The sequence below is a fragment of the Paraburkholderia sp. GAS334 genome (genome assembly GCF_050436625.1).
In the GTDB taxonomy this organism is placed as follows: domain Bacteria; phylum Pseudomonadota; class Gammaproteobacteria; order Burkholderiales; family Burkholderiaceae; genus Paraburkholderia.
This window is the reverse complement of the sequence record NZ_JBNDMO010000006.1, coordinates 128,662-155,238: the sequence shown is the minus strand read 5'-3', so window position 1 is coordinate 155,238 and position 26,577 is coordinate 128,662. Positions and strand designations below refer to the sequence as shown.

22 protein-coding genes are annotated in these 26,577 nt (G+C 63.4%); 15 read left to right on the top strand and 7 right to left on the bottom strand.

Annotated features, from left to right (window positions below):
• Positions 1-28: 28 nt before the first annotated feature.
• The 7 genes from P3T21_RS13545 (at position 29) to P3T21_RS13515 (ending at position 7,240) form a co-directional block, all read left to right on the top strand.
• Entirely contained in the window at positions 29-769 is a 741-nt protein-coding gene (locus P3T21_RS13545) for a 3-ketoacyl-ACP reductase (RefSeq protein ID WP_429256442.1), read from the top strand.
• 134 nt (positions 770-903) lie between these two features.
• Positions 904-1,521 (top strand): polyhydroxyalkanoate synthesis repressor PhaR, encoded by a 618-nt coding sequence (phaR, locus tag P3T21_RS13540; RefSeq protein ID WP_429256441.1) that lies wholly within the window; start codon positions 904-906, stop codon positions 1,519-1,521.
• 109 nt (positions 1,522-1,630) lie between these two features.
• Positions 1,631-3,022, top strand: coding sequence for a 30S ribosomal protein S12 methylthiotransferase RimO (rimO, locus tag P3T21_RS13535; RefSeq protein ID WP_429256440.1), 1,392 nt, complete (start codon positions 1,631-1,633; stop codon positions 3,020-3,022).
• Positions 3,023-3,025: 3 nt separating this feature from the next.
• Complete coding sequence (locus tag P3T21_RS13530) at positions 3,026-3,952, top strand: sugar kinase (RefSeq protein ID WP_429256439.1); 927 nt, start codon at positions 3,026-3,028, stop codon at positions 3,950-3,952.
• A 185-nt stretch (positions 3,953-4,137) separates the two neighbouring features.
• Positions 4,138-5,322, top strand: coding sequence for a beta-ketothiolase BktB (bktB, locus tag P3T21_RS13525; RefSeq protein ID WP_429256438.1), 1,185 nt, complete (start codon positions 4,138-4,140; stop codon positions 5,320-5,322).
• 39 nt (positions 5,323-5,361) lie between these two features.
• Positions 5,362-5,994, top strand: coding sequence for a hypothetical protein (locus P3T21_RS13520; RefSeq protein WP_429256437.1), 633 nt, complete (start codon positions 5,362-5,364; stop codon positions 5,992-5,994).
• Between the two features lie 61 nt (positions 5,995-6,055).
• Positions 6,056-7,240 carry a cystathionine beta-lyase gene (locus P3T21_RS13515; RefSeq protein WP_429256436.1) on the top strand — a complete coding sequence of 395 codons (1,185 nt, stop codon included), beginning with the start codon at positions 6,056-6,058 and terminating at the stop codon, positions 7,238-7,240.
• Positions 7,241-7,273: 33 nt separating this feature from the next.
• Here P3T21_RS13515 and serB read toward each other — a convergent pair whose 3' ends face one another.
• Positions 7,274-8,113: a phosphoserine phosphatase SerB gene (gene serB / locus P3T21_RS13510; RefSeq protein WP_429256435.1), complete on the bottom strand. Its 840-nt coding sequence runs from the start codon at positions 8,111-8,113 to the stop codon at positions 7,274-7,276.
• 186 nt (positions 8,114-8,299) lie between these two features.
• Here serB and P3T21_RS13505 point away from each other — a divergent pair, with 186 nt between their 5' ends.
• Together P3T21_RS13505 and ligD are read left to right on the top strand one after the other, a co-directional pair.
• A complete protein-coding gene (locus P3T21_RS13505) occupies positions 8,300-9,526 on the top strand; it encodes a cytochrome P450 (protein WP_429256434.1) in 1,227 nt (408 codons plus the stop codon).
• Positions 9,527-9,714: 188 nt separating this feature from the next.
• Complete coding sequence (gene ligD, locus P3T21_RS13500; protein WP_429256433.1) at positions 9,715-12,498, top strand: DNA ligase D; 2,784 nt, start codon at positions 9,715-9,717, stop codon at positions 12,496-12,498.
• Between the two features lie 83 nt (positions 12,499-12,581).
• On the opposite strand, the gene P3T21_RS13495 is transcribed toward ligD, so the two are convergent.
• Positions 12,582-13,520: a LysR family transcriptional regulator gene (locus P3T21_RS13495; protein WP_429256432.1), complete on the bottom strand. Its 939-nt coding sequence runs from the start codon at positions 13,518-13,520 to the stop codon at positions 12,582-12,584.
• A gap of 168 nt (positions 13,521-13,688) precedes the next feature.
• Between P3T21_RS13495 and P3T21_RS13490 the strand changes: the two genes are divergently transcribed.
• On the top strand, positions 13,689-14,705 hold the full coding sequence (locus P3T21_RS13490) for a zinc-binding alcohol dehydrogenase family protein (RefSeq protein ID WP_429256431.1): 1,017 nt from the start codon (positions 13,689-13,691) through the stop codon (positions 14,703-14,705).
• A gap of 167 nt (positions 14,706-14,872) precedes the next feature.
• The gene (locus tag P3T21_RS13485; RefSeq protein ID WP_429256430.1) at positions 14,873-15,418 is read left to right on the top strand and encodes a DUF6013 family protein; all 546 of its coding nucleotides are present in this window, start codon (positions 14,873-14,875) and stop codon (positions 15,416-15,418) included.
• 27 nt (positions 15,419-15,445) lie between these two features.
• Here the strand turns inward: P3T21_RS13485 and P3T21_RS13480 are convergent, their stop codons facing one another.
• On the bottom strand, positions 15,446-16,261 hold the full coding sequence (locus tag P3T21_RS13480) for an ABC transporter permease (RefSeq protein ID WP_429256429.1): 816 nt from the start codon (positions 16,259-16,261) through the stop codon (positions 15,446-15,448).
• The gene (locus tag P3T21_RS13475) at positions 16,258-16,989 is read right to left on the bottom strand and encodes an ABC transporter ATP-binding protein (RefSeq protein WP_429256428.1); all 732 of its coding nucleotides are present in this window, start codon (positions 16,987-16,989) and stop codon (positions 16,258-16,260) included. The genes P3T21_RS13480 and P3T21_RS13475 overlap by 4 nt, the downstream gene beginning before the upstream one ends.
• A 96-nt stretch (positions 16,990-17,085) precedes the next feature.
• On the opposite strand from P3T21_RS13475, the gene P3T21_RS13470 reads away from it, so the two are divergent.
• Complete coding sequence (locus P3T21_RS13470; RefSeq protein WP_429256427.1) at positions 17,086-19,479, top strand: AsmA family protein; 2,394 nt, start codon at positions 17,086-17,088, stop codon at positions 19,477-19,479.
• A gap of 134 nt (positions 19,480-19,613) precedes the next feature.
• On the opposite strand, the gene P3T21_RS13465 is transcribed toward P3T21_RS13470, so the two are convergent.
• Positions 19,614-20,111, bottom strand: coding sequence for a hypothetical protein (locus P3T21_RS13465; protein ID WP_228878737.1), 498 nt, complete (start codon positions 20,109-20,111; stop codon positions 19,614-19,616).
• A gap of 463 nt (positions 20,112-20,574) precedes the next feature.
• Here P3T21_RS13465 and P3T21_RS13460 point away from each other — a divergent pair, with 463 nt between their 5' ends.
• The 3 genes from P3T21_RS13460 to P3T21_RS13450 all read left to right on the top strand — a co-directional run bounded on the left by P3T21_RS13460 (position 20,575) and on the right by P3T21_RS13450 (position 24,809).
• The gene (locus P3T21_RS13460; RefSeq protein WP_429256426.1) at positions 20,575-22,197 is read left to right on the top strand and encodes a sensor histidine kinase; all 1,623 of its coding nucleotides are present in this window, start codon (positions 20,575-20,577) and stop codon (positions 22,195-22,197) included.
• 59 nt (positions 22,198-22,256) lie between these two features.
• Positions 22,257-22,730, top strand: a complete 474-nt coding sequence (locus P3T21_RS13455) for a response regulator (protein WP_429256425.1) — start codon at positions 22,257-22,259, stop codon at positions 22,728-22,730.
• 75 nt (positions 22,731-22,805) lie between these two features.
• Positions 22,806-24,809, top strand: a complete 2,004-nt coding sequence (locus tag P3T21_RS13450) for a response regulator (protein ID WP_429256424.1) — start codon at positions 22,806-22,808, stop codon at positions 24,807-24,809.
• A 94-nt stretch (positions 24,810-24,903) separates the two neighbouring features.
• Here P3T21_RS13450 and mscL read toward each other — a convergent pair whose 3' ends face one another.
• The gene (gene mscL, locus P3T21_RS13445; RefSeq protein WP_429256423.1) at positions 24,904-25,344 is read right to left on the bottom strand and encodes a large conductance mechanosensitive channel protein MscL; all 441 of its coding nucleotides are present in this window, start codon (positions 25,342-25,344) and stop codon (positions 24,904-24,906) included.
• Positions 25,345-25,488: 144 nt separating this feature from the next.
• Positions 25,489-26,532, bottom strand: a complete 1,044-nt coding sequence (locus tag P3T21_RS13440; RefSeq protein ID WP_429256422.1) for a threonine/serine dehydratase — start codon at positions 26,530-26,532, stop codon at positions 25,489-25,491.
• Positions 26,533-26,577 lie beyond the last annotated feature (45 nt).

Below are 26,577 nucleotides of genomic sequence, written 5' to 3'. Positions count from 1 at the left end.
CTCGCACAACGATAATGGAGTGTGGTTTATGTCACAGCGAATTGCGTATGTAACGGGCGGGATGGGCGGCATCGGCACGAGTATCTGCCAGCGTCTGCACAAGGAAGGTTTCAAGGTCGTCGCCGGCTGCGGCCCGAATTCCCCGCGTCGTGAGAAGTGGCTGGGCGAGCAGAAGGCGCTCGGTTTCGATTTCATCGCGTCCGAAGGCAACGTCGGCGACTGGGAGTCGACCAAGCAGGCATTCGACAAGGTGAAGGCCGAAGTCGGCGAGATCGACATCCTCGTCAACAACGCCGGCATCACGCGCGACGTGGTGTTCCGCAAGATGACGCATGAAGACTGGACGGCGGTGATCGACACCAACCTCACGAGTCTCTTCAACGTGACGAAGCAGGTGATCGACGGCATGGTGGAGCGGGGCTTTGGCCGCATCATCAATATTTCGTCGGTGAACGGGCAGAAAGGCCAGTTCGGACAAACCAACTATTCGACCGCGAAGGCCGGCATTCATGGCTTCACGATGTCGCTGGCGCAGGAAGTAGCCACGAAGGGCGTGACGGTCAACACCATTTCGCCGGGCTATATTGGCACGGACATGGTGAAGTCGATTCGCCCTGATGTGCTCGAAAAGATCGTGGCGACAATTCCGGTGCGCCGCCTCGGTCATCCGGACGAAATTGGCTCGATTGTGGCGTGGCTTGCGTCCGACGAATCGGGCTTTGCGACAGGCGCCGATTTTTCGCTGAATGGCGGCCTGCATATGGGCTGATCCAGCTGGCGCCCCGCCGTGGCGGGGCGTGCTGCGGGTCAGATGGTTCCGGCGGCGTCTCGCATTGCGCAAGGGGTTCGATTGCGCGTGCGACTGGCGCCGTTTCTGCGCTCACGGGCGCTTAAAGGCGTTAAATGACAACGACTACTACAAAGAAGACGACGGCCGAACGACTCATCAAGAAGTATCCGAACCGCCGGCTGTACGATACGGAGACCAGCACGTACATCACGTTGACGGACGTCAAGACGCTCGTGCTCGATCAGGAAGACTTCAAGGTCATCGACGCCAAAAGCAATGAGGACCTCACGCGCGCGATCCTGCTGCAGATCATTCTTGAAGAAGAAAGCGGCGGGTTGCCGATGTTTTCTTCGTCGATGCTGTCGCAGATCATCCGTTTCTACGGCCACGCGATGCAGGGCATGATGGGCACCTATCTGGAGAAGAACATCCAGGCGTTCATCGACATCCAGAACAAGCTGACCGACCAGTCGAAGACGCTCTACGAAGGCAACGCGATGAATCCGGAAGTCTGGTCGCAGTTCATGAACATGCAGGCGCCGATGATGCAGGGGATGATGACCAGCTACATCGAGCAGTCGAAGAACATGTTCGTGCAGATGCAGGAGCAGATGCAGACCCAGGCGAAGTCGATGTTCAGCACGTTCCCGTTCAACAAGCAGGCGAATCCGAATCCGAATCCTGAGTCGAAGCCGGAGCCGGAGCCAAAGCCGGAGCCCGAGAAGAAGTAGCGGGAGCGGTACAGGCCACGCGCGCTCCCGCGCTTTGCGCGCAGGCGGCCAGACACGGCGGCGCGGTACAATGCGGGGTTACGTTACCGCTATCCGCCGGACCATCCCTATGCCGCAGACTTCCTCCCCCATTACGCCGACGACGGCCGCCCCGAAGGTCGGGTTCGTGTCGCTCGGCTGCCCCAAGGCGCTCGTCGATTCCGAGCAGATCATCACGCAGCTGCGCGCCGAGGGCTACGAAATCTCTGGCACTTATGACGGCGCGGATCTCGTCGTCGTCAACACCTGCGGCTTCATCGACGAAGCCGTCCAGGAAAGTCTCGACGCGATCGGCGAAGCCCTCGCCGAAAATGGCAAGGTGATCGTCACGGGCTGTCTCGGCGCAAAGAAGAGCGCGAGCGGTACCGGCCTCATCGAGGAAGTGCATCCGAAGGTGCTCGCCGTCACCGGCCCGCACGCACTGGGCGAAGTGATGCAGCACGTGCACACCCATCTGCCGAAGCCGCACGATCCGTTCGTCGATCTCGTGCCGGCCGCGGGCGTGAAACTCACGCCGCGTCACTACGCCTACCTCAAGATTTCCGAAGGCTGTAACCACCGCTGCACGTTCTGCATCATCCCGTCGATGCGCGGCGACCTCGTGTCGCGCCCGGTCGCCGAAGTGATGCTCGAAGCGGAGAACCTGTTCAAGTCCGGCGTCAAGGAACTGCTCGTCATCTCGCAGGACACGAGCGCGTATGGCGTCGACGTCAAATATCGCACCGGTTTCTGGAACGGCAAGCCGGTCAGGACACGCATGACGGATCTCGTCGGCGCGCTTGGCGAACTCGCCGCGCAGTACGGCGCGTGGGTGCGTCTGCATTACGTGTATCCGTACCCGAGCGTTGATGAAGTCATTCCGATGATGGCCGCCGGTCCGTACAAGGGCCACGTGCTGCCGTATCTCGACGTGCCATTTCAGCACGCGCATCCGGAAGTGCTGAAGCGCATGAAGCGTCCGGCTAACGCCGAAAAGGTGATGGAGCGTGTGCGCGCATGGCGCGAGATCTGTCCGGACTTGACGATCCGCAGCACGTTTATCGCGGGCTTCCCGGGTGAAACGGAAGAGCAGTTCCAGACGCTGCTCGACTTCATCCGCGAAGCGGAACTCGATCGCGTCGGCTGCTTTGCGTATTCGCCTGTCGAAGGCGCGAGCGCCAACGAACTCGACGGCGCGTTGCCTGACGAAGTGCGCGAAGAACGTCGCGCGCGTTTCATGGAAGTCGCCGAAGAAGTCTCGGCGAAGCGCATCGCGAAGAAGGTCGGCAAGACGCTGAAGGTGCTCGTCGACGAGATCAACACGGACGGCGGCATCGGCCGAACGGCAGCGGATGCGCCCGAGATCGACGGCGTCGTGTATATCGCCCCGGCCACGAAAGCATCGAAGCGCTACAAGGTCGGCGATTTCGTTTCGGTGAAAATCACCGGCGCCGATGGCCACGATCTGTGGGGTGAGGTTTAAGCAATGACGTCAGCATGTCCCGACATCCTCGCGCTCGGTGAGGCGATGGTCGAATTCAACCAGTCGTCGAAAGATCAGCCGAACTATCTGCAGGGCTTCGGCGGCGATACGTCGAACTTCTGCATCGCGGCGTCGCGTCAGGGCGCGCGTACAGGCTTTGTATCGGCGGTGGGCGATGACCATTTCGGGCGCCTGCTGGTCGACCTGTGGCAACAGGAAAATGTCGATACGTCGACGGTGCGCGTCGATGTAGAGGCGCCGACCGGCGTGTACTTCGTGTCGCACGGCCCGGACGGTCATCAGTTCGACTATCTGCGTGCGGGTTCGGCTGCGAGCCGCTACGCGCCGCGTGACCTGCCGCTCGATGCGATCGCGGCCGCGAAGGTCATCCATCTGTCGGGCATCAGTCTCGCGATCAGTGTGAGCGCGTGCGATGCGGCGCTTGCCGCGATCGGGCACGCGCGCGCGAATGGCGTGCGGGTGAGCTTCGATACGAATCTGCGCCTGAAGTTGTGGCCGCTCGCGCGGGCGCGTGCTGTGATGCTCGAAGCGATCCGCCAGACGGACATCTGTCTGCCAAGCTGGGACGACGTCACCGAACTCACGGGCCTCACGGGCCGCGACGAGATCGTCGATTTTCTGCTGGCGCGTGGCCCACGCGTCGTTGCGCTGAAACTCGGCAAGGAAGGTTCCTACGTGGCGACGCCGGATGAGCGTCGCGTCGTGCCTGGCCGCGTTGTGAAAGCCGTGGACGCGACCGGCGCGGGCGACTGCTTTGGTGGCGCGTTTATCGCACGCATCGTCGCGGGCGACGATCCATTCGAAGCCGCGCGCTATGCGAACGCGGCAGCTGCGCTGTCGACGCAGGGTTTCGGCGCGGTTGCGCCGATTCCGGACCGGCAGTCGGTGGAAAACATACTGGCCAGCTAAAGCGTCGCGCTGGCTGATGTCGAGACGCGACCGGGTCAAAGCGCGACCCGGTCAAAACGTGACCCGGTCAAAACGTGACCCGGTCAAAACGTGACCCGGTCAAAACGTGACCCGGTCAAAACATGACCCGGTCAAAGGCGGCCAACGAGCTGCCGTCCAGATCATTCAAGGAAGAGGAGCGAGCAATGCAACGAGAAGTCGTAGTGGTCAGCGCGGTACGTACCGCAATCGGCGATTTTGGCGGCAGCCTGAAGGATTTCTCACCGACGGATCTGGGTGCACGTGTCGTGCACGAAGTACTGGCGCGCGCGAACGTGCCGGGTGAAGACGTCGGTCACGTCGTGTTCGGCAACGTCGTTCATACCGAACCGAAGGACATGTATCTCGCGCGCGTCGCGGCGCTCAATGGCGGCGTCGCGCAGCACGCGCCGGCGCTCACCGTGAACCGTCTGTGCGGCTCGGGTCTGCAGGCGATCGTCTCGGCGGCACAAGGCATTCTGCTGGGCGACACCGACATTGCAATCGGCGGCGGTGCGGAGAACATGAGCCGCGCGCCATATATGATGCCCGCCGCGCGCTTCGGCCAGCGCATGGGCGACGCCCGTCTCGTCGACATGATGCTCGGCGCGCTGAACGATCCGTTCCAGTCGATCCACATGGGCGTGACCGCTGAGAACGTCGCGAAGAAATTCGACATCTCGCGCGAAGCGCAGGACGCGCTCGCCCTCGAATCGCATCGTCGTGCGGCCAACGCGATCGCGAAAGGCTACTTCAAGGAACAGATTCTCCCGATCACGATTCCGTCGAAGAAGGGCGATACCGTGTTCGATACGGACGAACACGTGCGACTGAACGCATCGGAGGAAGACTTCTCGAAGCTCAAGGCCGTGTTCGCGAAGGAAAACGGCACGGTGACGGCGGGCAACGCGTCGGGCATCAACGACGCAGCTGCGGCCGTCGTGCTGATGGATCGCAGCGTCGCCGAAAAGCGTGGCGCGAAGCCGCTGGCGCGCCTCGTCGCGTATGCGCATGCGGGCGTGGATCCGGCGTACATGGGGATCGGCCCGGTGCCGGCCACGCGCAAGGTACTCGAACGCGCGGGCCTTACGGTTGCCGACCTCGACGTGATCGAGGCCAATGAAGCCTTCGCTGCGCAGGCCTGCGCGGTCAGCAAGGAACTCGGGCTCGATCCGGCGAAGGTCAATCCGAATGGTTCAGGCATTTCGCTTGGCCATCCGATCGGCGCGACCGGCGCGCTGATCACGGTGAAGGCGCTGTACGAACTGCAACGCATCGGCGGACGCTATGCGCTCGTGACGATGTGTATCGGCGGCGGCCAGGGCATCGCGGCGATCTTCGAGCGCATCTGATTTTCGGCAACACGCCGGCACGAAGGAAGGAAAGAAAGGATGCATCAATCGAAGTCGATGAAGCAGCGCGCGCCCTGGCGTGGCCTGATTACCGGCGCATGCGCACTGGCATTGCTGTCTGGCGCGGGCATGCTGTTGCCCACGCTGGCGCACGCGCAGAGCGACGCGGTCAAGGAACTGGCCGCGCCGCCGCCGATCGAGTTGCCGCTAAAGCCGAGCAGGGAGTTCGCGAAGTTCCCGCGCTACACGGGCACGCTCGGCACGCGCCAGATCGTGCTGCGGCTCGGCGCGAAGACCGACGATCCTTCCGGCGTGCACGGCGAATATCAGTTCACGGATAACGGTGAAGTCATCCTGATTGCGGGCGATCGTGACGGCGATACGCTCGAAGTCGAAGAGTCGAACGACGGCACGCATATCACCGGAAACTGGGTCGGCAAATTTGCCGCCGACGGCACACTCGCCGGCGAGCGGATGAACGTCGACGACTCCAATCCGCAGCCGTTCGATCTGCGTCCACTCGCGGCGGGTCAACCGGTGCCAGCTGCGGCTGCCGCCGCCGCGAAAGCGCCACCGCCGGCGGCGGCCGTCAAGTCTGGCGCCGCGGCTACGCCTGCGGCGAACAATGGTCATCCAGTTGGCGGCGTCAGCAATGTCACAACGGGCGACTGACGCGACCTGCTCGAACCCGCCTCGAAAATCACGCCACTCATTTCTGAACGACGAATCCACCATGACTGACACTCCATCCAGACGCGGCCTGCAGACCCGCATCGTGCGCGCGGAAGACGACCTCACACCCGGCTTCGAATCGTTTGCCGTGCCGGTCACACGCGCGTCGACGGTGGTATTCCCGGATCTCGCGGCGATGCGCGCGCTCGACTGGCGCAACGACGCGCAGTGGCGCTACGGTCTGCACGCAACGCCGACGTCGCTTGTGCTCGCGCAGCGGCTCGCGGCGCTCGAAGGCGGCAATCACGCGCTGTTGCAGCCGTCGGGTCTGTCGTCGATTTCGAACGTGTACTTTGGCCTCGTGAAAGCGGGCGACGATGTGCTGATTCCCGACAACGTCTATTCGCCGAACCGCGATCACGGCGACTGGCTGGCGCGCGATTTCGGCATTACCGCGCGCTATTACGATCCGATGATCGGCGCGGGTATCGCTGATCTGATCCAGCCGAATACGCGCCTGATCTGGCTGGAAGCGCCCGGCTCGGTGACGATGGAAGTGCCCGACGTGCGCGCGATCACGACGGTCGCGCGGGCGCGCAACGTCGTGACGGCCATCGACAACACGTGGTCGGCCGGTCTCGCGTTCCGTCCGTTCGAACAGGGCGTCGACATCTCGGTGCAGGCGCTGACAAAGTATCAGTCAGGCGGCGGCGACGTGCTGATGGGCGCGACGATCACTGCCGACCGCGAGCTTCATCTGAAGCTGAAGGCCGCGCGGATGCGCATGGGCATCGGCGTGTCGTCGGACGACTGTTCGCTGATTCTGCGCAGCCTGCCGAGCATGAAGATCCGCTTCGAGCAGCACGACCGCAGCGCGCTTGGCATCGCGAAATGGCTGAAGACGCGTCCGGAAATCGCGGCGGTGCTGCACCCGGCGTTGCCGGACTGTCCGGGGCATGAGTTTTACATGCGTGATTTCACGGGCGCGGGCGGGCTCTTTTCCGTCGTGTTCGACGGGAAATACAGCCCGGCGCAGATCGACACGTTCTGCGAGTCGCTCGAACTTTTCTCGCTCGGCTGGAGCTGGGGCGGCGCGCACAGCCTGGCGATGCCGTATGACGTCGCGTCGATGCGCACCGGGGCGCAGTGGCCGCATCGCGGCACGCTGGTGCGCTTCTATATCGGGCTGGAGGAAGAGGCCGATCTGCGTGCGGATATCGAGCAGAGTCTGGCGGCGCTGGGCTGAGGGTGTGGTGGCTGAGGGGCGTTGAAGGGCCCCTCAAAACAACCGCAGCAACCCATCAAGCCCAACGAAGTTAAACGCGACGCTCGCCGCCTGACGCACAACCGGTTTCGCCCGAAACGCCACCGACAGACCCGCTTCAGCCATCATCTTCAGATCGTTCGAGCCGTCGCCCATCGCGATGGCGCGCTCAGGCGCGATGCCGAGTTGCGCGCAGGTTTCGCGCAACGTACGCGCCTTGACCTCCGCATTCACGATCTCGCCCACAACACGCCCCGTCAGCTTGCCGTCGACGATTTCAAGCGTGTTCGCGCGCGTGAAATCGAGCCCAAGACGCGCCTTCAGTTTCTCCGTGAAGAACGTGAAACCGCCAGAAACCAGCAGTGTCTTCAGACCCGCGGCCTTCGCACCTGCGAGCATCTGTTCAGCGCCGGGCGAAAGCTGCAGGCGCTCGTCGTAAACCCGTTCCAGCGCGCTCGCGTCGAGTCCTTCGAGCAGCGCGACGCGGCGTGTCAGGCTTTCATTGAAGTCCTTGATTTCGCCGCGCATCGACGCTTCGGTGATCGCCGCCACTTCTGCCTTGCGTCCGCAAAAATCGGCGATCTCGTCGATGCATTCGATCGTGATCAGCGTCGAATCCATGTCCATCGCGACCAGACCAAAATCGCGCAGCTGGCGGCCCGGCTCGATAAACGCGTAGTCGAGATCGTGCGCGCCGCAGTACACGTCGAGATCGGGGCGCTGCAACGGGTCCGCGTCTTCAATACGAACCGTGCGGGCGTCGACGGGCGTCGCGTGACTGCCGCGCGCAAGCGCGACGAGCGGTTTGAAATGGGATTCAGCGATCGGCGTGAGGCTTTGGATGACGAGGTTCATGACGACGCAAATAAAGGCGGGGCGAGCACGGGACGCACACAGGGCGGAGACGCTGCACGCGTGGAAAATCCGGCTATTGTAACGGTTCAGCGCTGCACACCCGCGCGCATGCGTGCGCGGTGCTGCATACTCGCCTGACGAACAAGGCGCCCCGCATAAAAAAGCGGACCAAAACGGAGACACGCCATGCCCTCAGCCGCCGACGAACTCGCGCTCGCCCGCGATTTTGACCTGCGTCACCTGACGCCTGCGTTCTATGCCGATCCGTATCCGGTCTACCACGCGCTCCGTACGCATGACCCGGTCAAACGCATGCCCGACGGCTCGCTCTTTCTCACACGCTATCGCGACGTGCAGGCGGTGTATCGCGATCCAAAGACATTCAGCTCCGACAAGACGGTCGAATTCCGGCCGAAATACGGTGCGTCGCCGCTGTATGAGCATCACACGACAAGCCTCGTCTTCAACGATCCGCCTTTGCATACGCGTGTGCGCAAGCTGATCGCCGGCGCGCTGACCGCGCGCGCGATCGCGGCGATGGAGCCCGGTTTGATCAGGCTCGTCGACGGACTGCTCGATGCCGCCGCCGCGCGCGGGGAGATCGATCTGATCGGCGATTTCGCGTCGGCGATTCCGGTCGAAGTCATCGGCAATCTGCTGGACGTGCCGCATGAAGCGCGCGGGCCGTTGCGAGGGTGGTCGCTGGCGATTCTCGGCGCGCTCGAACCGGTGCCCAACGAACAGCAGCTCGAACGCGGCAATCGCGCCGTGACGGAGTTTGTGACCTGTCTGAAAGAGCTGGTGGCCGCTCGCCGCCGTGCGCCTGGCGATCCGCTACATGACGTGCTCACGCGGCTGATCGAAGGCGAAACCGATGGCGAACGTCTGTCTGAAGCTGAGTTGCTGCAGAACTGCATCTTCATTCTCAACGCCGGTCACGAGACGACGACCAATCTGATCGGCAATGGCATCGTCACGCTCAGCGAATGGCCGGAGCAACGCGCGGCGCTGCAACACGAACCGGAGCTGATCGTGAGCGCGGTCGAAGAATGCCTGCGCTTCGAAAGCTCCAACCAGCTGGGCAATCGCATGACCACTGACGATACGGAAATTGGCGGCGTCGCAGTTGCGAAGGGCACGCCGGTTACGCTGTGTATCGGCGCGGCGAATCGCGACCCGGAACAGTTCGTCGACCCGGATCGCTTCGACATCCGCCGCGAGCCGAACCGGCATCTCGCGTTCGGCTTCGGCATTCATCAGTGCGCGGGGGTGTCGCTGGCGCGGCTCGAAGCGCGGATCGCGATTGGCCGGTTTGTGCAGCGCTTCCCGACGTACCGGCTGGGCGGTGAGCCTCTACGAGGCGGGCGCGTGCGCTTTCGAGGCTACGCGGCCGTGCCTTGTGAGGTTGGCTGAAGGAGCGCGCGTTCGAGACCGCCGGGACCCGCATCTTTTTCCGGCGCCACGCAAGACTTACGGCTTCGCCGCGTGTTAGCGGCTGAAGCCTTAAGCGGCGCAGCGCGTTAAGGCATGGCGCCCGTGCCATGACTCTACCTGTGGCACGCTTGCTGCTTCGCTCCAGTTTCATGCTTCGAGGCCCGATCATGAGCGACAGACTCGACACCTATACCCGCAAGCGTCGCTTCGACGAAACGCCGGAACCGGCAGGCGGCGCGTCAAAGAAGCGCGTGGGTGTGAAAACGTCCGCACGGACGCACACGCACGCGCTGTCGTATGTCATTCAGGAACACGACGCGCGTCGGCTCCACTACGACTTTCGTCTCGAACTCGATGGAACGCTTTTGTCGTGGGCCGTGCCGAAAGGGCCGAGTCTCGATCCTTCGGTGAAGCGTCTGGCGGTGCATGTTGAAGATCATCCGGTCGAATACGGTTCGTTCGAAGGCACGATTCCCGAAGGCAACTATGGCGCGGGCGATGTGATCGTCTGGGATCGCGGCACGTGGGAACCGGCTGGCGGTGAAGCGCACGCACGCGAAATGTACAAGTCAGGCAAGCTCAAGTTCGAACTGCACGGCGAAAAGCTGCATGGCAACTGGATGCTCGTGCGCAGCCATATGCCTGGCAGCGGCGACAAGGAGCAGTGGCTGCTCATCAAGGAACGCGACGGCGAGGCCCGTAACGAAGGCGAATACGACGTGCTGAAGGAACTGCCGGGCAGTGTGCTCGATAGCGGCAAGCGCGCGCTCGCCGCAAGAAAGACGGCGGCGGCAAAACGCCCGGCCGCAAAAAGGCACGCAACCGCAGCCGATTCGAAGAAGACCGACATCGTCACCACGCGCAGCGCGAAATCGCTGCGTGAACTGGCCGCATCGCCGGCTATCGAAGGCGCGAAAAAGGCGCCGCTTCCGGCCAGCTTCAAACCGCAGCTGGCGACGCTCGTCGACGCCGCGCCATCGGGCGACGAGTGGTCGTACGAGATCAAGTTCGATGGCTATCGCGTGCTGGCCCGTATCGATCGTCATGCAAGGAAACAGGACCCGGTGCAGATTTTCACGCGCGCGGGCAACGACTGGACCGCGAAATTCGGCAAGCAGGTCGAGGCGTTCGGGACGCTCGATATCGAATCCGCGTGGCTCGACGGCGAGGTCGTGGTGCTCGACGACAACGGCGTGCCGAGCTTCCAGCTGCTGCAGAACGCGTTCGATGCAAACCGTCCGCAGGACATGGTCGTCTATCTGTTCGACGTTCCGTTTCTGAATGGCTACGACCTGCGCGGCGTGCCGCTCGTACAGCGTCGCGCGATCCTGAAGGCGCTGCTCGAACCAGCGAAGCGCGATGTGCTGCGTTTCTCGGACGACTTCGGCTCCAGGGCCGACGCTCTGCTCAAGAGCGCACGCGAAATGGCGCTCGAAGGCATCATCGGCAAGCGCCGCGACAGTCTCTATACATCGGGACGCTCGCAGTCGTGGATCAAGCTCAAATGCCGGCGGCGTCAGGAGTTCGTGATCGGAGGCTATACCGGGCCGGCGGGCAGTCGCGTCGCCTTCGGTGCGCTGCTGCTCGGCGTGTACGACGAACACGGCAAGCTGCAATACGCGGGCCGCGTCGGTACAGGTTTCGATACGGCGCTGCTGCGCTCCATCAAGGAGGAACTCGATGCGCGGGAAACGAGCCGCATGCCGTTCGCGAGCCCGCCGCGCGAACGCAGCCGCACGCCGGTGCACTGGGTGAAACCGGAGCTCGTCGCGGAATGCAACTTTGCGGAGTGGACCAGCGAGCAGATCGTGCGGCAGGCGTCGTTCGTCAGTCTGCGTCGCGACAAACCGGCGCGGCAGATCGTCCTGGAAGCACCGCGCAAAGGAGCCGAAGTGGAACAGACGCTCACCGAATCCATGAAGGAAGCCGCCACGCCGAAAAAGCGTGCGACGAAACAGGCGGCGAAAGACAAAGCCGTCGGCACAGCCACCGAAAAGCCCGCCAGGAAGTCCGCCACCGGACGCACCGCGGGCGACGCGACGAAAGCGGGCGAGACGACCGTCGCGGGCGTACGCGTCTCGCATCCCGAGCGCGTGATCGACAAAAGCACGGGCACGCAGAAAATCGATCTCGTGCGCTATTACGAATCGGTAGCGGACTGGATACTTCCGCATCTTCAACACCGCCCGGTCTCGCTCGCGCGTGCGCCCGAGGATATCGGCGGCGAGCTGTTCTTCCAGAAGCACAGCCAGAAGCTGTCGATTCCCCATGTGGCACAGCATCCCGATCTCGATCCCGGCCATCCACCGCTGATCACGATCGATAGCGTCAAGGCGCTCGTCGGCGCGGCGCAGATGGGCACAATCGAACTGCATACGTGGAACGCGGTGGCGTCGAGCATCGAGAAGCCGGATCGCGTCATATTCGACCTCGACCCTGACCCGTCGCTCGGCTGGGACAAGATGATCGAAGCCGCCTTGCTGACGCGCTCGCTGCTCGAAGAACTCGGCCTCACCTCGTTCTGCAAGACAAGCGGCGGCAAGGGTTTTCACGTCGTCGTGCCGCTTGCGAAACACGCGGGCTGGGACGAAGTAAAGGCGTTCTCGCAGGCGATCGCGCAGCACATGGCAACGGCGCTGCCCACGCATTTCTCGGCCAGGATGGGCGCGCAGAACCGCAGGAAGAAGATCTTCGTCGACTATCTGCGCAACAACCGTGGTTCGAGCACGGTCGCCGCTTATTCGGCGCGGGCGCGGCCCGGACTCGGCGTATCCGTGCCGCTCACCTGGGATGAAGTGCCGGAGACAACTGCCGGCGATCAATGGAACATTGCCAACCTGCACGAGCGGCTCGACGCACTGAAGGAAGACCCGTGGGCCGGCTATGCAAAAACGCGTCAACGCATCACAGCCGCGATGAAGAAGCGGCTGGACGAAGCCCGGCATGAGTGAGCGATGTCGCGGGCGCTTCGTTGCCCGCGGGGGGATCGCGCGGCAAACACCGATTTACTTTGATGAAAACGCCGCGCGTGGCATCAGCGCGGCGCCTGATCCCAATACGGCGGATCGCCGAAGTGCGCGGCGAGAAAGTCGATAAAGGCGAGCGTCTTCGGCGGAACGAAGGCGCGCGTCGGGTACACCGCCCAGATCGCTACCGTGTCCGCCAGCGGGTAGGTGTCGAGAATCGTCACCAGCTGGCCGCTGCGCAGATACGTCGCCACGTCCCACGTCGATTTCAGGGCGATGCCGAAGCCGTCGAGCAACGCGTCGCGGATCACTTCGCCGTTGTCGGTCGCGAAGCGGCCGTTCACGCGCACATTGACCCGGCCGGCTGGCGTCACGAATCCCCAGTCGCGTTGATCAGACAGGATCACGCATTCGTGGTCGACGAGATCGGACGGATGACGCGGCGTGCCATGCGCCGCCAGATACGCGGGCGAGCAGCAGATCACGCGCTGGTTCACGGCAAGCCGTCGCGCGACCAGCGACGAATCCTTCAATGCGCCGAGCCGGATCGCGACATCGATGCCGGCGTCGACGAGATCGACCATCTGGTCGGACAACCGCAGGTCGATGCTGACGCCCGGATTCTGCCGCAGGAACGCGGGCATCACCGGTGACACATGCTGCCGCCCGAACGACGACGGCATCGTCACGCGTAACCGGCCCTGTGGACCCGACTGCGCGCATCCGACCGAGCCACGCGCGGTCTCGGCGGCATCGAGCAGCGTCTGCGCGTGCGTCATGAATGCCTCGCCGTCCTGCGTGAGGCTGATGCGGCGCGTCGTGCGATGCAGGAGCCGCGCGCCCAGCAGCCGTTCCAGATTCGCGATCCGCGCGCTCGCCACCGCCGCCGAAAGGCCGAACTCGCGCCCGGCCGCCGACACGTTATTCAGCAGCGCCGCGCGTACAAATAGCCCGACGTCGAGCAGATCGAGCCGTTCGCGCCCTCGTTGCAGTCGGGAAGTGGCCATTATTCTGAAAATCAGGAAAATGTTTCAGTCATTATGACTGTTTTAGAAGAAGAAAGAACGGCCTACGATCGTGTGGGTCCGATCGAAATACGCTCACTGAGGCACAAAGCCCGGAGCGCATACCGGTCGCCACGTTTTCGAATTGAATCCACGCATCAGGAGTGCTCCATGAAAGCCGTCGGTCTTCATCGCTATTTGCCCATCGACAATCCCGAATCGCTCATCGACATCGAGATCGCTCAACCCGAAGCCACCGGCCACGATCTCCTCGTCAAGATCGAGGCGATCTCCGTGAACCCGGTGGACTTCAAGGTACGCGCGCCGAAAGACCAGATCGAGAAGACGCCGCGCGTGCTGGGCTGGGACGCAGCGGGTACGGTTGCCGCCGTCGGTCCTGATGTGACGCTTTTCAAGGTCGGCGATCCGGTGTTTTATGCAGGCAGCATTACGCGGCCGGGCGCGAACAGCGAATATCACCTTGTCGATGAACGGATTGTGGGCCGCAAGCCGGCTTCGCTCGATTTCACCCAGGCGGCAGCGTTGCCGCTCACGGCGATCACCGCGTGGGAAGCACTGTTCGCGCGTCTCGGCGTGTCGCCGGAAGGCAGGGACGCGGGACGTTCGGTACTGATCATCGGGGGCGCGGGCGGCGTGGGCTCGATTGGCATCCAGCTCGCGAAGCAGCTCGGCAAGCTGAAGGTGATCGCGACGGCGTCGCGGCCCGAATCGGCGAAGTGGGCGACCGAACTGGGCGCCGACCATATCGTCGATCACTTCAAGGACATCCCGGCGCAACTGAAGGCGCTCGGCCACGAACAGGTCGACTATGTGCTGATGTTCAACGACACCGACCGGCATTTTCCCGCGGCCGCCGCTGTCATCAAACCGCAAGGCGGCATCTGCACGATCGTGGAAAACGACAGGCCGGTTCCCGTCGAACTGCTGAAGGCGAAGAGCGCTGCATTCCATTGGGAATTCATGTTCACGCGTTCGATGTTCGGTACGCCCGACATGATCGAGCAGCACAAGCTGTTGACCGAAGTGGGGCGCCTCGTCGATGCGGGCACGCTGCGCACGACGGTCGGCGAGGATCTCGGTACGATTAACGCAGCCAACCTGCGCCGCGCGCACGCGGTGCTCGAAGCAGGCCGCGCGATCGGCAAGCTCGTGCTGACCGGGTTCTGATGCAGCGAAACGTATGAGCAGAAACGGCGTCGCCGCAAGCGGGGTAACACCCGATCCTCCGGAAGCGCGCGCGTCGCCGCTTGGCGGTAGACTGGCAGGGCATCGCGTAATAACGGCTGCGCGACCCGCATCGCGGGTGCGCAGCGGCACAACAACGAGGTGACGTTATGAGCCCCAGCCTGAGATGTTTCGCCGTTTCTGTTGCTGTAGTCGTATGCGGATTTGCGACGCTGTCGCAGGCCGCCACGCCGATCACGGTTACGTCGCAGTCCGCGCCGGACGGGCCGATCAAGTACACCGTCAAGGTCACGTCGAAGCAGTTTGGCAATGCGCAGGAGACGCGCCAGATCCGCTCCGGTCAGTCCGACGACTACACCTGGAAGACCGTGCCGCCAGGCGGCGCGGTGCCGGGCACGGACCAGTGTCCGAACTACGCCTCGCTGGCGGTCGACGCGAACGGCGCGATGATCCGCCAGATACAGGTGCGGCTCGCGCCTGTGGTCGCCAATGACGGCACCGCCACCGTGCAGATGAACTTCCAGGCGCAGACGCCGAAGGGCACGAAGTCGGTCACTGCAAACGGGCAAACGGTCAAGTGTCCGAACGACGTGACGGTGAGCCAGGTGGTGCGCTTCACGATGCCGACCAACGGCACCGCGAAGACGATCACGATCAGCGACGGTACGACGGTTGCCGTGTCGGCGCGTCGGTGAGGCGTTGTGGACGCGTGATGGTGAGGCTCACCGCCCGCTTCGCGGTGAGCGCTCGATCAGCCTCGACGCCAGAAACCGGTGCTCAGCCGAGAAGAGCCGGCGATAGGTGAGCAGCACCGCGCCCACGGTTCCCAGCGCCGATGAAGCCGCGATCAGAAACATGATCACGATCTGATAGCGCACTGCCTGCAACGGAGACTGTCCGGCCAGCACCTGGCCCGTCATCATGCCGGGCAGGCTGACCACGCCGACCACGGCCATCTGGTTCAGCGTCGGAATCATGCCCGCGCGCGCCGCCTGCCGCGCCGGACCCTGCGCCGCCTCCCAGCGCGTTGCGCCGAGCGCGAGCGCCATATCGACGCGATCACGTCGCGCGGTGAGTTCTTCCGTCATGCGCTCGATGCCAAGCGAAACGCCGGTCAGCGTATTGCCCAGAATCATCCCGAGAATCGGAATCGCATATTGCGGTTCGTACCATGGATGAATGCGGATCACGACAAAGAGTCCGACCGCCGCGACGAGCCACGAACTCACCCAGATCGACACGATGCTGTCCGCACGTTGTCCCGCGTACGTGCGCAGACCGCGATCTGCGCCCGCGAAGCCGGCGATCAGCGTCATCAGGATCATCAGCGGCAGGACCACGAACCAGCGGTCGTAGGCGAACACCCAGCCGAGCACATAACCGATCGCGAGCAACTGGACGATCGTGCGCACAGCCGCCCATGCCAGCTTGCGTTCGAGATCGAGCTTCAGCACCACCGACACCGCGCCGTTCACCACGATCAGCAGCGCCGCGATGCCGACATCCCATAAACTCAGATTCTGCAGGCCCTGATTCATCGGGTATCCTCCCGTGCTTCGCTGTGCGTGGCAGAAGGCCCAGCGGATGCAGCCGGTTCGCTGAGCACACCCGCACGCATCGTCAGATGCCGGTCGCTCACGCGTTTCGCCTGCGCCGGATCATGCGAGACCCACACCGACGCGCGTTGTGCGTCGCCCGATGCGAGCCACGTCCCAACGAGCGCTTCGATCGCATGGGATGACTCAGGGTCGAGCGATGCCGTCGGTTCGTCGAGCAGCAGCACTTCAGGCGCGAGTTGCAGCACGCGTATCAACGCGGTGATCTGCGCTTCGCCGCCGGACAGTTCGCTCGCCAGCCTGTCGAGGAAATCATGGCCGCGGCCGGCCTGCACCGCGAACGAAATCGCGCGGTCGCGATCGAACCGCACGTCGCGATAGGCGCCCAGCGTGTACGGATAACGCAGGTTGTCTTCCACGGTGCCGTCGAGAATGGCGGGCCGCTGCCGGATATAGGCGATGTTGCGGCGATAACGCGTAATCGTGGCGCGTGAAACGGGCTTGGCATGCCATCCGATATGGCCTGCATCGAGCGGATCGAGCAGCGCGAGCATGCGTAGAAATACGCTCTTGCCGGACCCGGACGGGCCGGTCACGGCGACGCGGTCGCCGGCGGACAGCGCAAGAGAGGTCGGCTGGAGCAGTACGTTGCCGCGCTGCGCATCGCGGCGGCAGATGTCGAATGCTTCGACGATCGGAATATCCGTCATGGTGGATCGGGCGGCGTGTGTGGCAGTGCGTCATGATAGACGCAGCAGGGCGGGCACGACACGTGCTGCGCTAACGATAAAGGGAAAGGAGCCTTCATGGCGGTGTCGCGACGTGCTGGAAAATTTTTCGCGTGGGTGCTGGCGGTTCTCGCTGTGCTCATCGCAGCGCTGGTCGTTTTCATTCTGACATTCGACTGGAACCGCGCACGTCCGTATATCAGCGACAAGGTCAGCGAGGCTATCGGCCGGCCGTTCGCGATTGAAGGCGATCTGAAGGTCGGCTGGCGCCATCCGGTCGGCGAGACGGGCTGGCGCTCATGGGTGCCCTGGCCGCGCTTTTCGGCGGAGAACATCACGGTCGCCAATCCCGACTGGTCGAAGCAGAAGCACTTTGCCACACTCGATGAAATCGATTTTCAGGTCAAGGTTCTGCCGCTGCTCGCGCACGACATCGTCATTCCCGCGATCAATTTCGTGAATCCTTCCGTCGATCTGGAACGACTCCTCGACGGTCGCAATAACTGGACGTTCAAGATTGCCTCGTCGAGCCCTTCGGAGTGGAAGCTCGAATTGCACGATATCCAGTTCGCCAGGGGCAATGTCGCGTATTCCGACCAGCAGAAGAAGGCCGACGTGCAGATGGTCATCGATACTCTCGGCCAGCCGGTTCCGATCGGCGATGTTATGAAACAGCAGGAAGAGGCGTCGCGAGGTTCGTCGGCGCAGGTGGTCGGCAAAGAGGGTGCGAGCAGGCTGACGCAGCAGGTTGATGCGGCGGCGGCATCGGAGGCGGCGGCTGAGGCGGCTTCGGCGTCGGGCGCTTCCGGGGCCGCGGGGGCTGAGAAGGCGGCATCGGGCACGGCGGTCGTCGCGACCGCCTCGGGCGCGAGCGCGCCGCAAGCCGTGTCGGCGCGCGAGACGGTTCCACCATACGGTATCGGCTGGACGATCAAGGGCACCTATAACGCGACGGCGCTATCGGGTAGCGGCAAGGTCGGCGGCGTGCTTGCCGTGCAGGACACCACCCGGCCGTTCCCCGTGCAGGCCGATGTGAAGGTGGGCGACACGCATATTGCCGTGGTCGGCACGGTGACGGACCCGGTGCATCTGGCCGCGATCGATATGCGGCTGTGGTTGCAGGGCGTGAGCGCGGCGCATCTCTATCCGCTGACGGGCGTCACGCTGCCCGACACGCCGCCTTACGCGACCGAAGGGCATCTGACGGGCCAGTTCAAGCCGGACGCCAGCGTCTTCAAGTACGAAAACTTTACAGGTCGGGTAGGGGGAAGCGACCTGAACGGGTCGATGACCTACTACGCACAGAAGCCGCGTCCGCTGCTGCAGGGCGAAATGGTGTCGAACCTGCTGCAATTTTCGGATCTCGCGCCGGTCATCGGCGCCGATTCGAATGCGAGCAAGGCGAAGCGCGGCGCCGCACCGGACCAGCCGTCGGGCAAGGCGTTGCCGGTCGAGGAATTCCGCACTGACCGCTGGAAGGCCATCGACGCCGACGTGACGTTCACCGGCCGCCGCATCATCAAGGACCCGAGCCTGCCGGTCACCGATCTCTATACGCATGTCGTGATGAAGGACGGCGTGCTGGCGCTGGAGCCGCTCAGGTTCGGCGTCGCGGGCGGGTCACTCGATTCGGATATTCATCTCGACGGCAGTGCCACGCCGCTCAAGGCCCGCGTTGGATCGCAGGCCCGCCATCTGCGGCTGAAGCAGCTGTTCCCGACCGTGAAAACGATGCAGAGCGCGCTCGGCGAAATCAACGGCGACGCCGCGCTGTCCGCGACCGGCAATTCGCCCGCGGCGCTGGCTTCGACATCGAATGGCGAAGTGAAGGCGTTGATCACCGACGGCACGGTGAGCCGTCTGTACATGGAGGCGGCCGGGTTGAACGTGGCGAATGTCGTCTACGAAAAGCTTTTCGGCAAGCGCGACGTGAAGATCAACTGCGCGGCGGCGGACTTTATCGTGACGAACGGTGTGCTCGATTCGAAGGTGTTCGCGCTCGATACCGACGACGCCGTCGTCAATATGGATGGCCACATCAACCTGAGCGACGAGTCAATGGACCTCAACATCCATCCGCACACGAAAGGCTTCCGCGTGTTTTCGCTGCGCTCGCCGCTGTATGTGAAGGGGACGTTCAAGGATCCGCACGTCGGCGTCAACGCGACGGCGCTCGCCGTACGCGGCGGCGCGGTGGTAGGCCTTGGATTGCTCAACCCGTTCGCCGCGCTGATTCCGCTGATCGCGCCGAGCAACAACAAACCGCTGCCATGCAACGATCTGCTCGCGCAGATGCGCGCGCGTCCCGATGCGCCGCCCGCCGGCCAGAAGATGACGACGCCGCGCGGCGTCGATGCAGCGGCTTCGGCGGCGAACGGCGCGCGGCTCTCCGTGCCGAGCGCACCGTCGCCGGCATTGGCGCCTGCGACGCGAATGTCGCCAGCCAGCGCGGCGGAATACAAGGGAAGCTGATTCCCGCGATTCCCCGACCTGGTCGCGCGTCGATGCATGCGCCGACACAAAAACGACAGTGGGGCGTTGCCGCCCGACTGTCGTTTTGAAATAACTACCGCAGCAACTACCGCAGCGAGAATCTGACCGGAAAACTACCGAAGCGAGCGCGGTGCGGCATCGCCGGCCGCGTCCTGTCTGCGCACACCGCGGCGCGCACCAGCGGCGGCCTTTGCTGCACCGAACTCGGGCAGAATCCGCGCACGCGCGCGGCTTGCGAATACGAGAAAGCCGAAGCCGTTTGCCTCGTACCAGTAGCCGCCGTTCTCGAGTCCATCGAGCGGCTGCTCCAGCGCATTCGCAATCGATTCGATACAGCGCCGACGCAGTTCAGCGACTTCAGGATAGGGAGGATGGGCGCCGCGTACACTGCACAGCAGCACATCGAGCCCCGGGAGGACATGAGCGTAGAGCACGGGTTCGTCTTGCGCACGGGCCCGCGCGATCTTGGTGTCGAGCTGGCCGAACGGTTTGAAATGCCGCAGTACCGCGAGGAACGACTCATCGCCGTCCGCCTTCGCGCGCCTACGCTTTTTCGGGAAGGACATAAAAATTCGCCTGAAAAAGAATTGCAAGAAACGCAGCGTCCTCATGCGACCACTCCCGGCTTCGCGCGCCGCACGTCGATCTTTTATAGCATACGGTGATGCCGGATTCACGGTGATTCGACGGTTCGTCCGCATCACTCCACCCGCACGATTCATGCTCTATCTGCTCGCCGCGCGCTTTCGCATCTCCGAACATCTAACACCATAATAGACTCAGCCGCCGCGCTGGTGACTCCGGCACCCATAAAAAAGGCATTTTTATGTGTGCCAGCACATGTGTGCCAGCACATCTCCATACGGCGTTGAAATATCGCGGATTCACGTCGATAATGGCCCGGCCCTTTATCTGCCGGCGGTTTGCCCGCAAAAGCCGGCCGCATTCGAGCCTGTGTCTTTGCGAAGGCCGACCGCTCGATCCAATGTGGGACCTGACGCTTGGGACCTGACGTGGGACCATCGCCGGGATACGACGGCACGTCGTCGCAACTGCAAGGACTGCCGGACCCTCATGAACCTTTATACCAAAGGCCTGTTGCTCATCGCGGTCCCCGGCGCCATCGAACTGGCGCTGCTCGGCGCCGTGTTCAACACGCAGGCACAGACCGCGCAGGCCGCGCAATGGGTTACGGGCAGCGCGCAGATTCTCTATCGTGCCTCGTCCGTCATGGGCCCGTTGCTGAGCGAGGCAGCGCGCGTACGCACAGCGCTCGTCACGGGCGATGCGTCGTTCGTCGGCGGCAACGAGGTGTGGCCCGATCTCACCGGAAAGCTCGCGCAGCTCGATCAGCTGGTGGCCGATAGTCCGCAGCAACGGCAGCGCGTGCGTGACATGCGTGAAGCCGTCGATGGCTATCACGCTCATGCCGACGCGGTCGCGCAGGCGCTTCGCAACAAACGCGACGTTACCGCGCTTGTCGCCACCGAGCGCGAGGACGTGCCCGCTTCGATCGCCGTGTTCCGCGATCGCCTCGACGCCTTTAATGCAGCGGAATCCGGTCTCGACGCCGCACGTCTCGCGGCGCTCTCGGAGAATCGCCAACGCCAGCAGTCCACACTGATCGCGGCGATCGTCGGGTCGATGCTGATCTGGGCAATCACGGCGCTGGTGGTCGCGCGCCACTTTGGACGACGGATCGCCGTTCTGACGGGCAACGCGGAACGGCTCGGCAACGGCCAGCCGCTCGCCGAGCCACTGCCCGGCCGTGACGAAATCGCCACGCTCGACGCCGTGCTGCACCAGACCGGCGCGCGCCTGCGGCTGGCCGGGCGCGAACACGCGACGCTGAAGGCGAGGCTTCAGGCACGCGCGGCCGAACTGGCGATCGTCAATGAAGAACTGCGGCAAGGCACGCAGGACAACGAGATGTTCATTTACAGCGTGTCGCACGATCTGCGCTCGCCGCTCGTCAACCTGCAGGGTTTTTCGAAGGAGTTGCAGGTTTCCTGGGACGATCTGCGCGCGACCGTCGAGTCAGCGAAACTGCCCGAACACGAACACCTGCGGCTGGCGGCCGTGCTCGACGGCGACGTGCGCGAGTCGCTACGGTTCCTGCGCACGGCCGTGACGCGCGCGGCCGCGATCATCGAAGCGCTGCTGTCGATCTCGCGCGCCGGTCGGCGCGAATATCATCCGCAGCGCGTGAGTGTCGGCAGAGCGGTGGCGCGGGTCGTCGACGCGTTGCAGGGCACCGTGCGTGAGCGCGCCGCGGTGGTGACCATGCGCGAGTTGCCGCCGGCGTGGGGCGATCCGGGCGCGATCGAGCAGATCTTCAGCAACCTGGTCGCGAACGCGCTCAACTATCTGGATCCGGCGCGGCCCGGCCGCATCGAAATCGGCGCGCTCGAGTCCGACGCATCGGACGCGCGCGGCGTGGTCCTGCCCCTCGCCAGCAGGACGCGCACCTACTATGTGCGCGACAATGGCCTTGGTATTCCGACTGCTTACATGCCGAAAGTATTTCGTGCGTTCCAGCGGCTGCATGGCGATATCGCGAAAGGCGAGGGCATTGGCCTCGCGCTCGTGCGGCGGATCGCCGAGCGGCACGGCGGGCGGGTGTGGGTGGAATCGACGGAAGGCGTCGGCTCGACGTTTTTTGTCGCGCTGCCGGAGCAGCCGGCGCGAAACGTATGAAGAAGCGCCACACATGAGCATGCGGCGCATTACAGACAGAAGCGGTCACGGAGGCAAACATGTCACACGGGGAATCGGTGGGCATCATCCTGATCGAGGATGACGACGGCCACGCCACCCTCGTCGAGCGCAATCTGCGCCGGGCGGGGCTGACCAACGGCTTCGTGCGCTTTGCCGACGGCCAGGAAGCGCTCGATTATTTCTTTGGCGAGCCTGCCGGCGATGCGGCTTCGGAACGGCCTTCGCGCGACGATCTCGCGAATTTTGTCGTGCTGCTCGATCTGAAGATGCCGCGTGTCGACGGCTTCGAGGTGCTGCGCCGGCTGAAGGAAGCGCCGGAGACCGCTGCGTTGCCCGTTATCGTGCTGACTACCACCGACGATCCGCGTGAAATCGATCGTTGTTATGAGCTTGGCTGCAACGTCTACATCACCAAGCCGGTCGAATATGATGCGTTTATCGAGGCCGTGCGGCGCCTCGGGTTTTTCCTGCAGGTCGTGAAGCTACCGCCGGGCCGGCAGATTGCGTCGTAACCGGCACCGCAATCAATCGCGCAACCTCGTGCGCAGGTTCGCCAGCAACAGGGCATTCGCATACGAAACGCCACCATGACCGACGACGCATCGCCACTTCAACCCGCCTATGTGCTCGTTGTCGACGACGACGAGGGCATTCTGCGCCTCGCGCGGAAGTCGCTCGACCGGGCGGGCTATCGTGTGACGACGTGCGCGACGGTTGACCGCGCGCGTGAACGCATCGCGCAGGAAGCGCCCGATCTCATCGTGCTCGACTATCAGCTCGACAGCGCGGAAACCGGCCTCGACTTCTTCCGCCGTCTGCGTGCCGAGGGGGTGCGCATTCCGGCCGTCCTCGTCACCGGCTTCACCGACGAATCGCGGGTGATCGAAGCGTTGCGCGCGGGCGTGTCGGACGTCGTGCCGAAATCGGGCGATTACCTCGACTATCTGCCGGAAGCGGTGGACCGCGCGCTGTCACAGGTGCGTTTGCAGAAGGCGTCGGCGGAAGCGGTGTTATTGCGTGATCGCGAACAACACTACCGCACCCTATCCGAAGCGTTGCCGCATCTGGTGCTCACCTGCGACGCGAACGGCGACTGCGATTTCTTTTCGAAGCAGTGGTTCGAGTACACGGGCCTGACGGAAGCCGTTTCGCACGGTCTCGCGTGGCTCGGAGCCGTGCATCCGGACGATCGCGAGGAAATCCGTCAGACGTGGCTCAAGGCCGTGCGCAGCGGTGCGACCGACTATCGGCACGAACTGCGCATCCGGCGCCACGACGGCGCGTATCGCTGGTTCGCCGCGCGTATCGTCGCCGTGCAGGATCCGGACGGTAGCGTAAGCAAGTGGTTCGGCAGTTGCACCGATATCCATCCGCAACGCGAAGCGATCGAGGAGCGCGAGCGGCTGCTCGCATCAGCGCAGACCGCCCGTCAGGTCGCCGAAGAAGCGAATCGCGCGAAGGACCGCTTTCTCGCGATGCTGTCGCACGAACTGCGCACGCCGCTCACGCCTGTGCTGGCCGGCGCGCGCGTGCTCGAAATGACGCCGGATCTGCCCGAAAGTGCCCGTGCGGGCGTGCGGATGATCCTGCGCAACGTCGAACTGGAAGCGCGACTGATCGACGATCTGCTTGATCTCACGCGTGTGGCTAATGGCAAGTTGCGGCTGTCGCTGGAAACGGTCGATGTGCACGACGTGATCGACAGCGTGCTCGAACTCTTTCGCAGTGAAATCCAGATCAAGCAGCAGGACGTGCATGTCGACAAGGCGGCGCAGCATCACTACGTGCTTGCTGACCGCGCGCGGCTGCAGCAGATGCTCTGGAATCTGATCCGCAATGCGGCGAAGTTCACGCCCGACGGCGGCCATATCTACGTGCGCACGCGCGATGAACGGATGCAGATCCAGATTTTCATCGAAGACACCGGCATCGGCATCGAGCCCGAGCAGATCGGCAAGCTCTTCAATGCGTTCGAGCAGGGCAGCCAGAACATGACGCGCCAGTTTGGCGGCCTGGGTCTGGGTCTCGCGATCACGAAGGCGCTGACCGATGTGCATGGCGGCACGGTCACGGCAAAGAGCCCTGGCGCGCATTGCGGCGCGACGTTTACGATCACGATGCCGACGGCCGCGAAGCCGGCCGAACCGGTCATGATCGACGCGCTGGCTGAGCCGCATCCCGAGGGCGGCCTCGCGATCCTGCTGATCGAGGATCACCTGGATACAGCCGAAGTGATGGCGCAGCTGGTTCGCGGCCTGGGTCACGAGGTGACGGTTGTGGGCCGCGTGGCTGACGCACTCGCGGCGACGCAGACAGAAGCGTTCGATCTGGTCGTGAGCGACATTGGCTTGCCGGATGGCACGGGGCTCGATTTCATCATGGCGTTCCGCGAACACTCAGACGTGCCCGCCGTCGCGCTGACAGGTTTCGGCACCGACGACGACGTGCGCCGTTGTCTTGCGGCGGGCTTCACGTCGCATCTGACGAAGCCCGTCAATTTCACGCAGCTCGAGCAGATGATCGAGAACGCAGCGAGTGCGAAGAGGAGCAAGGCTGACAGCGCAGATGATCTCGACCCTGCGTCTGCCTGACTTCCATCGATAAAACAGAAAGGCCTGCGTGACATTCACGCAGGCCTTTCTGTTTCCAGCGACGCTGTGAAAAGCGCAGGGTCAGCGGAAATGATCAGCGCGCCTGGCTCTTCAACGTATCGCGGATTTCGCGCAGCAGAACGACGTCTTCGGGCGTTGCCGGCGGCGGTACATCGACGGCCGGCTTACGGAGATTGTTGATGAACTTCACCATCAGGAAAATGATGAACGCAAGAATGATGAAGTTGATCAACACCGTAATGAACGAGCCGTAGCCAAATACGGCGACACCCGCGGTCTGCAGATCTTTATAGGAATCAGGATTGCCCTTGAACGTGTCGGGTATATGTCCGAGCCGGATAAACATGTTCGAGAAATCGAGGCCGCCGAGAATGACACCGACAACCGGCATGATCAGATCTTTCACGATCGAATTGACGATGGTGGAAAAAGCGCCGCCGATAATCACACCGACAGCGAGATCCATCACGTTGCCCTTGATGGCGAATTCCTTGAACTCCTTGATCACGCTCATTGTTGCTTCCTCCCTTGGAATCGAGGCAGATGCCCTCGGTTTTGCGTTTGCGGTCAGCACAATGATAGCCAACGCGAGGGTCAACGGGTAGGGTTTTGCTGGCGATGCCGCTACAAAACCGCGTGTCGACGATGATTCGCGCGGTCAGATGGATGCGTTCGCCTCGCGTTGAATCAATGCGCGTGCGCTGTCGATATGCGCGGTGAAGGCGGCGGGATCGATATTGGTCCCGCACAGCAGCACGCCTACGCGCTTGCCCTGCAACGTGTCGCGCAACGGGCCGAGCAGCGCAGCGGTCGCCGCGGCGCACGCCGGCTCGACGGCGATCTTCAACTGGTTGAACAGCGTGAGCATCGCGATACGCAGTTCATCGTCGGTGACGGTTACGATGCGGTCGATGTGCCGGCGGCACAGCTCGTAGCTGTATTCCTCGGTATACGGCGCCATCAGCGAATCAGCGATGCTGTGCAGGTGATGCAGCCTGACCGTGTGCTTCGCCGCGAAACTCTTGCTCATCGCGTCGGCGCCTTCCGGTTCGACGCCGTACACGTGCACACGCGGATTCGCGAGCCGCAATGCGGTCGATACACCGGCAGCCAGTCCGCCGCCGCCGATCGGCACGATAACGGCATCGAGATCGGGCGTCTGCGTGGCCCATTCATAACCGAGCGTCGATGTGCCCAGCACGGTGCGATAACCGTTAAACGGATGCACGAAGTAGCGGCCTTCCTCAGCTTCGATCCGGCGCACCACTTCGAAGGCTTCGGCGGGGCCGCCCGCCATCACGATCTCCGCGCGGTACTGCTCGCATAACGCGATGCGCGCCGGATTCGCCGAATGAAACAGTACGACCTTCGCGCTGATGCCAAGCCGCATTGCCGCATAGGCGACCGCGACCGCATGATTGCCGCCCGATACGCACGTGACGCCCGCACTGCGCTGCGCGTCGTCGAGTGCGAGCAGATTCGTGAACGCACCGCGCGCCTTGAAGCTCCCGCCCGACTGGAGCAGCTCGAACTTGAAATTGAGCATTGTGCCTTCGAGCGACGGGAAATCCTGCCGCTCAAACACGGGCGTGCGCACGACCCACGGCGTCAGCGCAAAGTGCTGCGCGGCGATGTCGTCGAGCGTCGGAATGGGCTCGCCGTCAATCGTGTGGTCGGTGTGATGCGGGGTGGCGGTGGACATGGCGTTGGCTCTGTGTGATTCGCGGTGACGTGACGGCCCGCGGGT

Coding starts and splice junctions, on each gene's coding strand:
- P3T21_RS13545 (WP_429256442.1), top strand. CDS start 29: ATGTCACAGCGAATTGCGTATGTAACGGGCGGGATGGGCGGCATCGGC.
- phaR (WP_429256441.1), top strand. CDS start 904: ATGACAACGACTACTACAAAGAAGACGACGGCCGAACGACTCATCAAG.
- rimO (WP_429256440.1), top strand. CDS start 1,631: ATGCCGCAGACTTCCTCCCCCATTACGCCGACGACGGCCGCCCCGAAG.
- P3T21_RS13530 (WP_429256439.1), top strand. CDS start 3,026: ATGACGTCAGCATGTCCCGACATCCTCGCGCTCGGTGAGGCGATGGTC.
- bktB (WP_429256438.1), top strand. CDS start 4,138: ATGCAACGAGAAGTCGTAGTGGTCAGCGCGGTACGTACCGCAATCGGC.
- P3T21_RS13520 (WP_429256437.1), top strand. CDS start 5,362: ATGCATCAATCGAAGTCGATGAAGCAGCGCGCGCCCTGGCGTGGCCTG.
- P3T21_RS13515 (WP_429256436.1), top strand. CDS start 6,056: ATGACTGACACTCCATCCAGACGCGGCCTGCAGACCCGCATCGTGCGC.
- serB (WP_429256435.1), bottom strand. CDS start 8,113: ATGAACCTCGTCATCCAAAGCCTCACGCCGATCGCTGAATCCCATTTC.
- P3T21_RS13505 (WP_429256434.1), top strand. CDS start 8,300: ATGCCCTCAGCCGCCGACGAACTCGCGCTCGCCCGCGATTTTGACCTG.
- ligD (WP_429256433.1), top strand. CDS start 9,715: ATGAGCGACAGACTCGACACCTATACCCGCAAGCGTCGCTTCGACGAA.
- P3T21_RS13495 (WP_429256432.1), bottom strand. CDS start 13,520: ATGGCCACTTCCCGACTGCAACGAGGGCGCGAACGGCTCGATCTGCTC.
- P3T21_RS13490 (WP_429256431.1), top strand. CDS start 13,689: ATGAAAGCCGTCGGTCTTCATCGCTATTTGCCCATCGACAATCCCGAA.
- P3T21_RS13485 (WP_429256430.1), top strand. CDS start 14,873: ATGAGCCCCAGCCTGAGATGTTTCGCCGTTTCTGTTGCTGTAGTCGTA.
- P3T21_RS13480 (WP_429256429.1), bottom strand. CDS start 16,261: ATGAATCAGGGCCTGCAGAATCTGAGTTTATGGGATGTCGGCATCGCG.
- P3T21_RS13475 (WP_429256428.1), bottom strand. CDS start 16,989: ATGACGGATATTCCGATCGTCGAAGCATTCGACATCTGCCGCCGCGAT.
- P3T21_RS13470 (WP_429256427.1), top strand. CDS start 17,086: ATGGCGGTGTCGCGACGTGCTGGAAAATTTTTCGCGTGGGTGCTGGCG.
- P3T21_RS13465 (WP_228878737.1), bottom strand. CDS start 20,111: ATGAGGACGCTGCGTTTCTTGCAATTCTTTTTCAGGCGAATTTTTATG.
- P3T21_RS13460 (WP_429256426.1), top strand. CDS start 20,575: ATGAACCTTTATACCAAAGGCCTGTTGCTCATCGCGGTCCCCGGCGCC.
- P3T21_RS13455 (WP_429256425.1), top strand. CDS start 22,257: ATGTCACACGGGGAATCGGTGGGCATCATCCTGATCGAGGATGACGAC.
- P3T21_RS13450 (WP_429256424.1), top strand. CDS start 22,806: ATGACCGACGACGCATCGCCACTTCAACCCGCCTATGTGCTCGTTGTC.
- mscL (WP_429256423.1), bottom strand. CDS start 25,344: ATGAGCGTGATCAAGGAGTTCAAGGAATTCGCCATCAAGGGCAACGTG.
- P3T21_RS13440 (WP_429256422.1), bottom strand. CDS start 26,532: ATGTCCACCGCCACCCCGCATCACACCGACCACACGATTGACGGCGAG.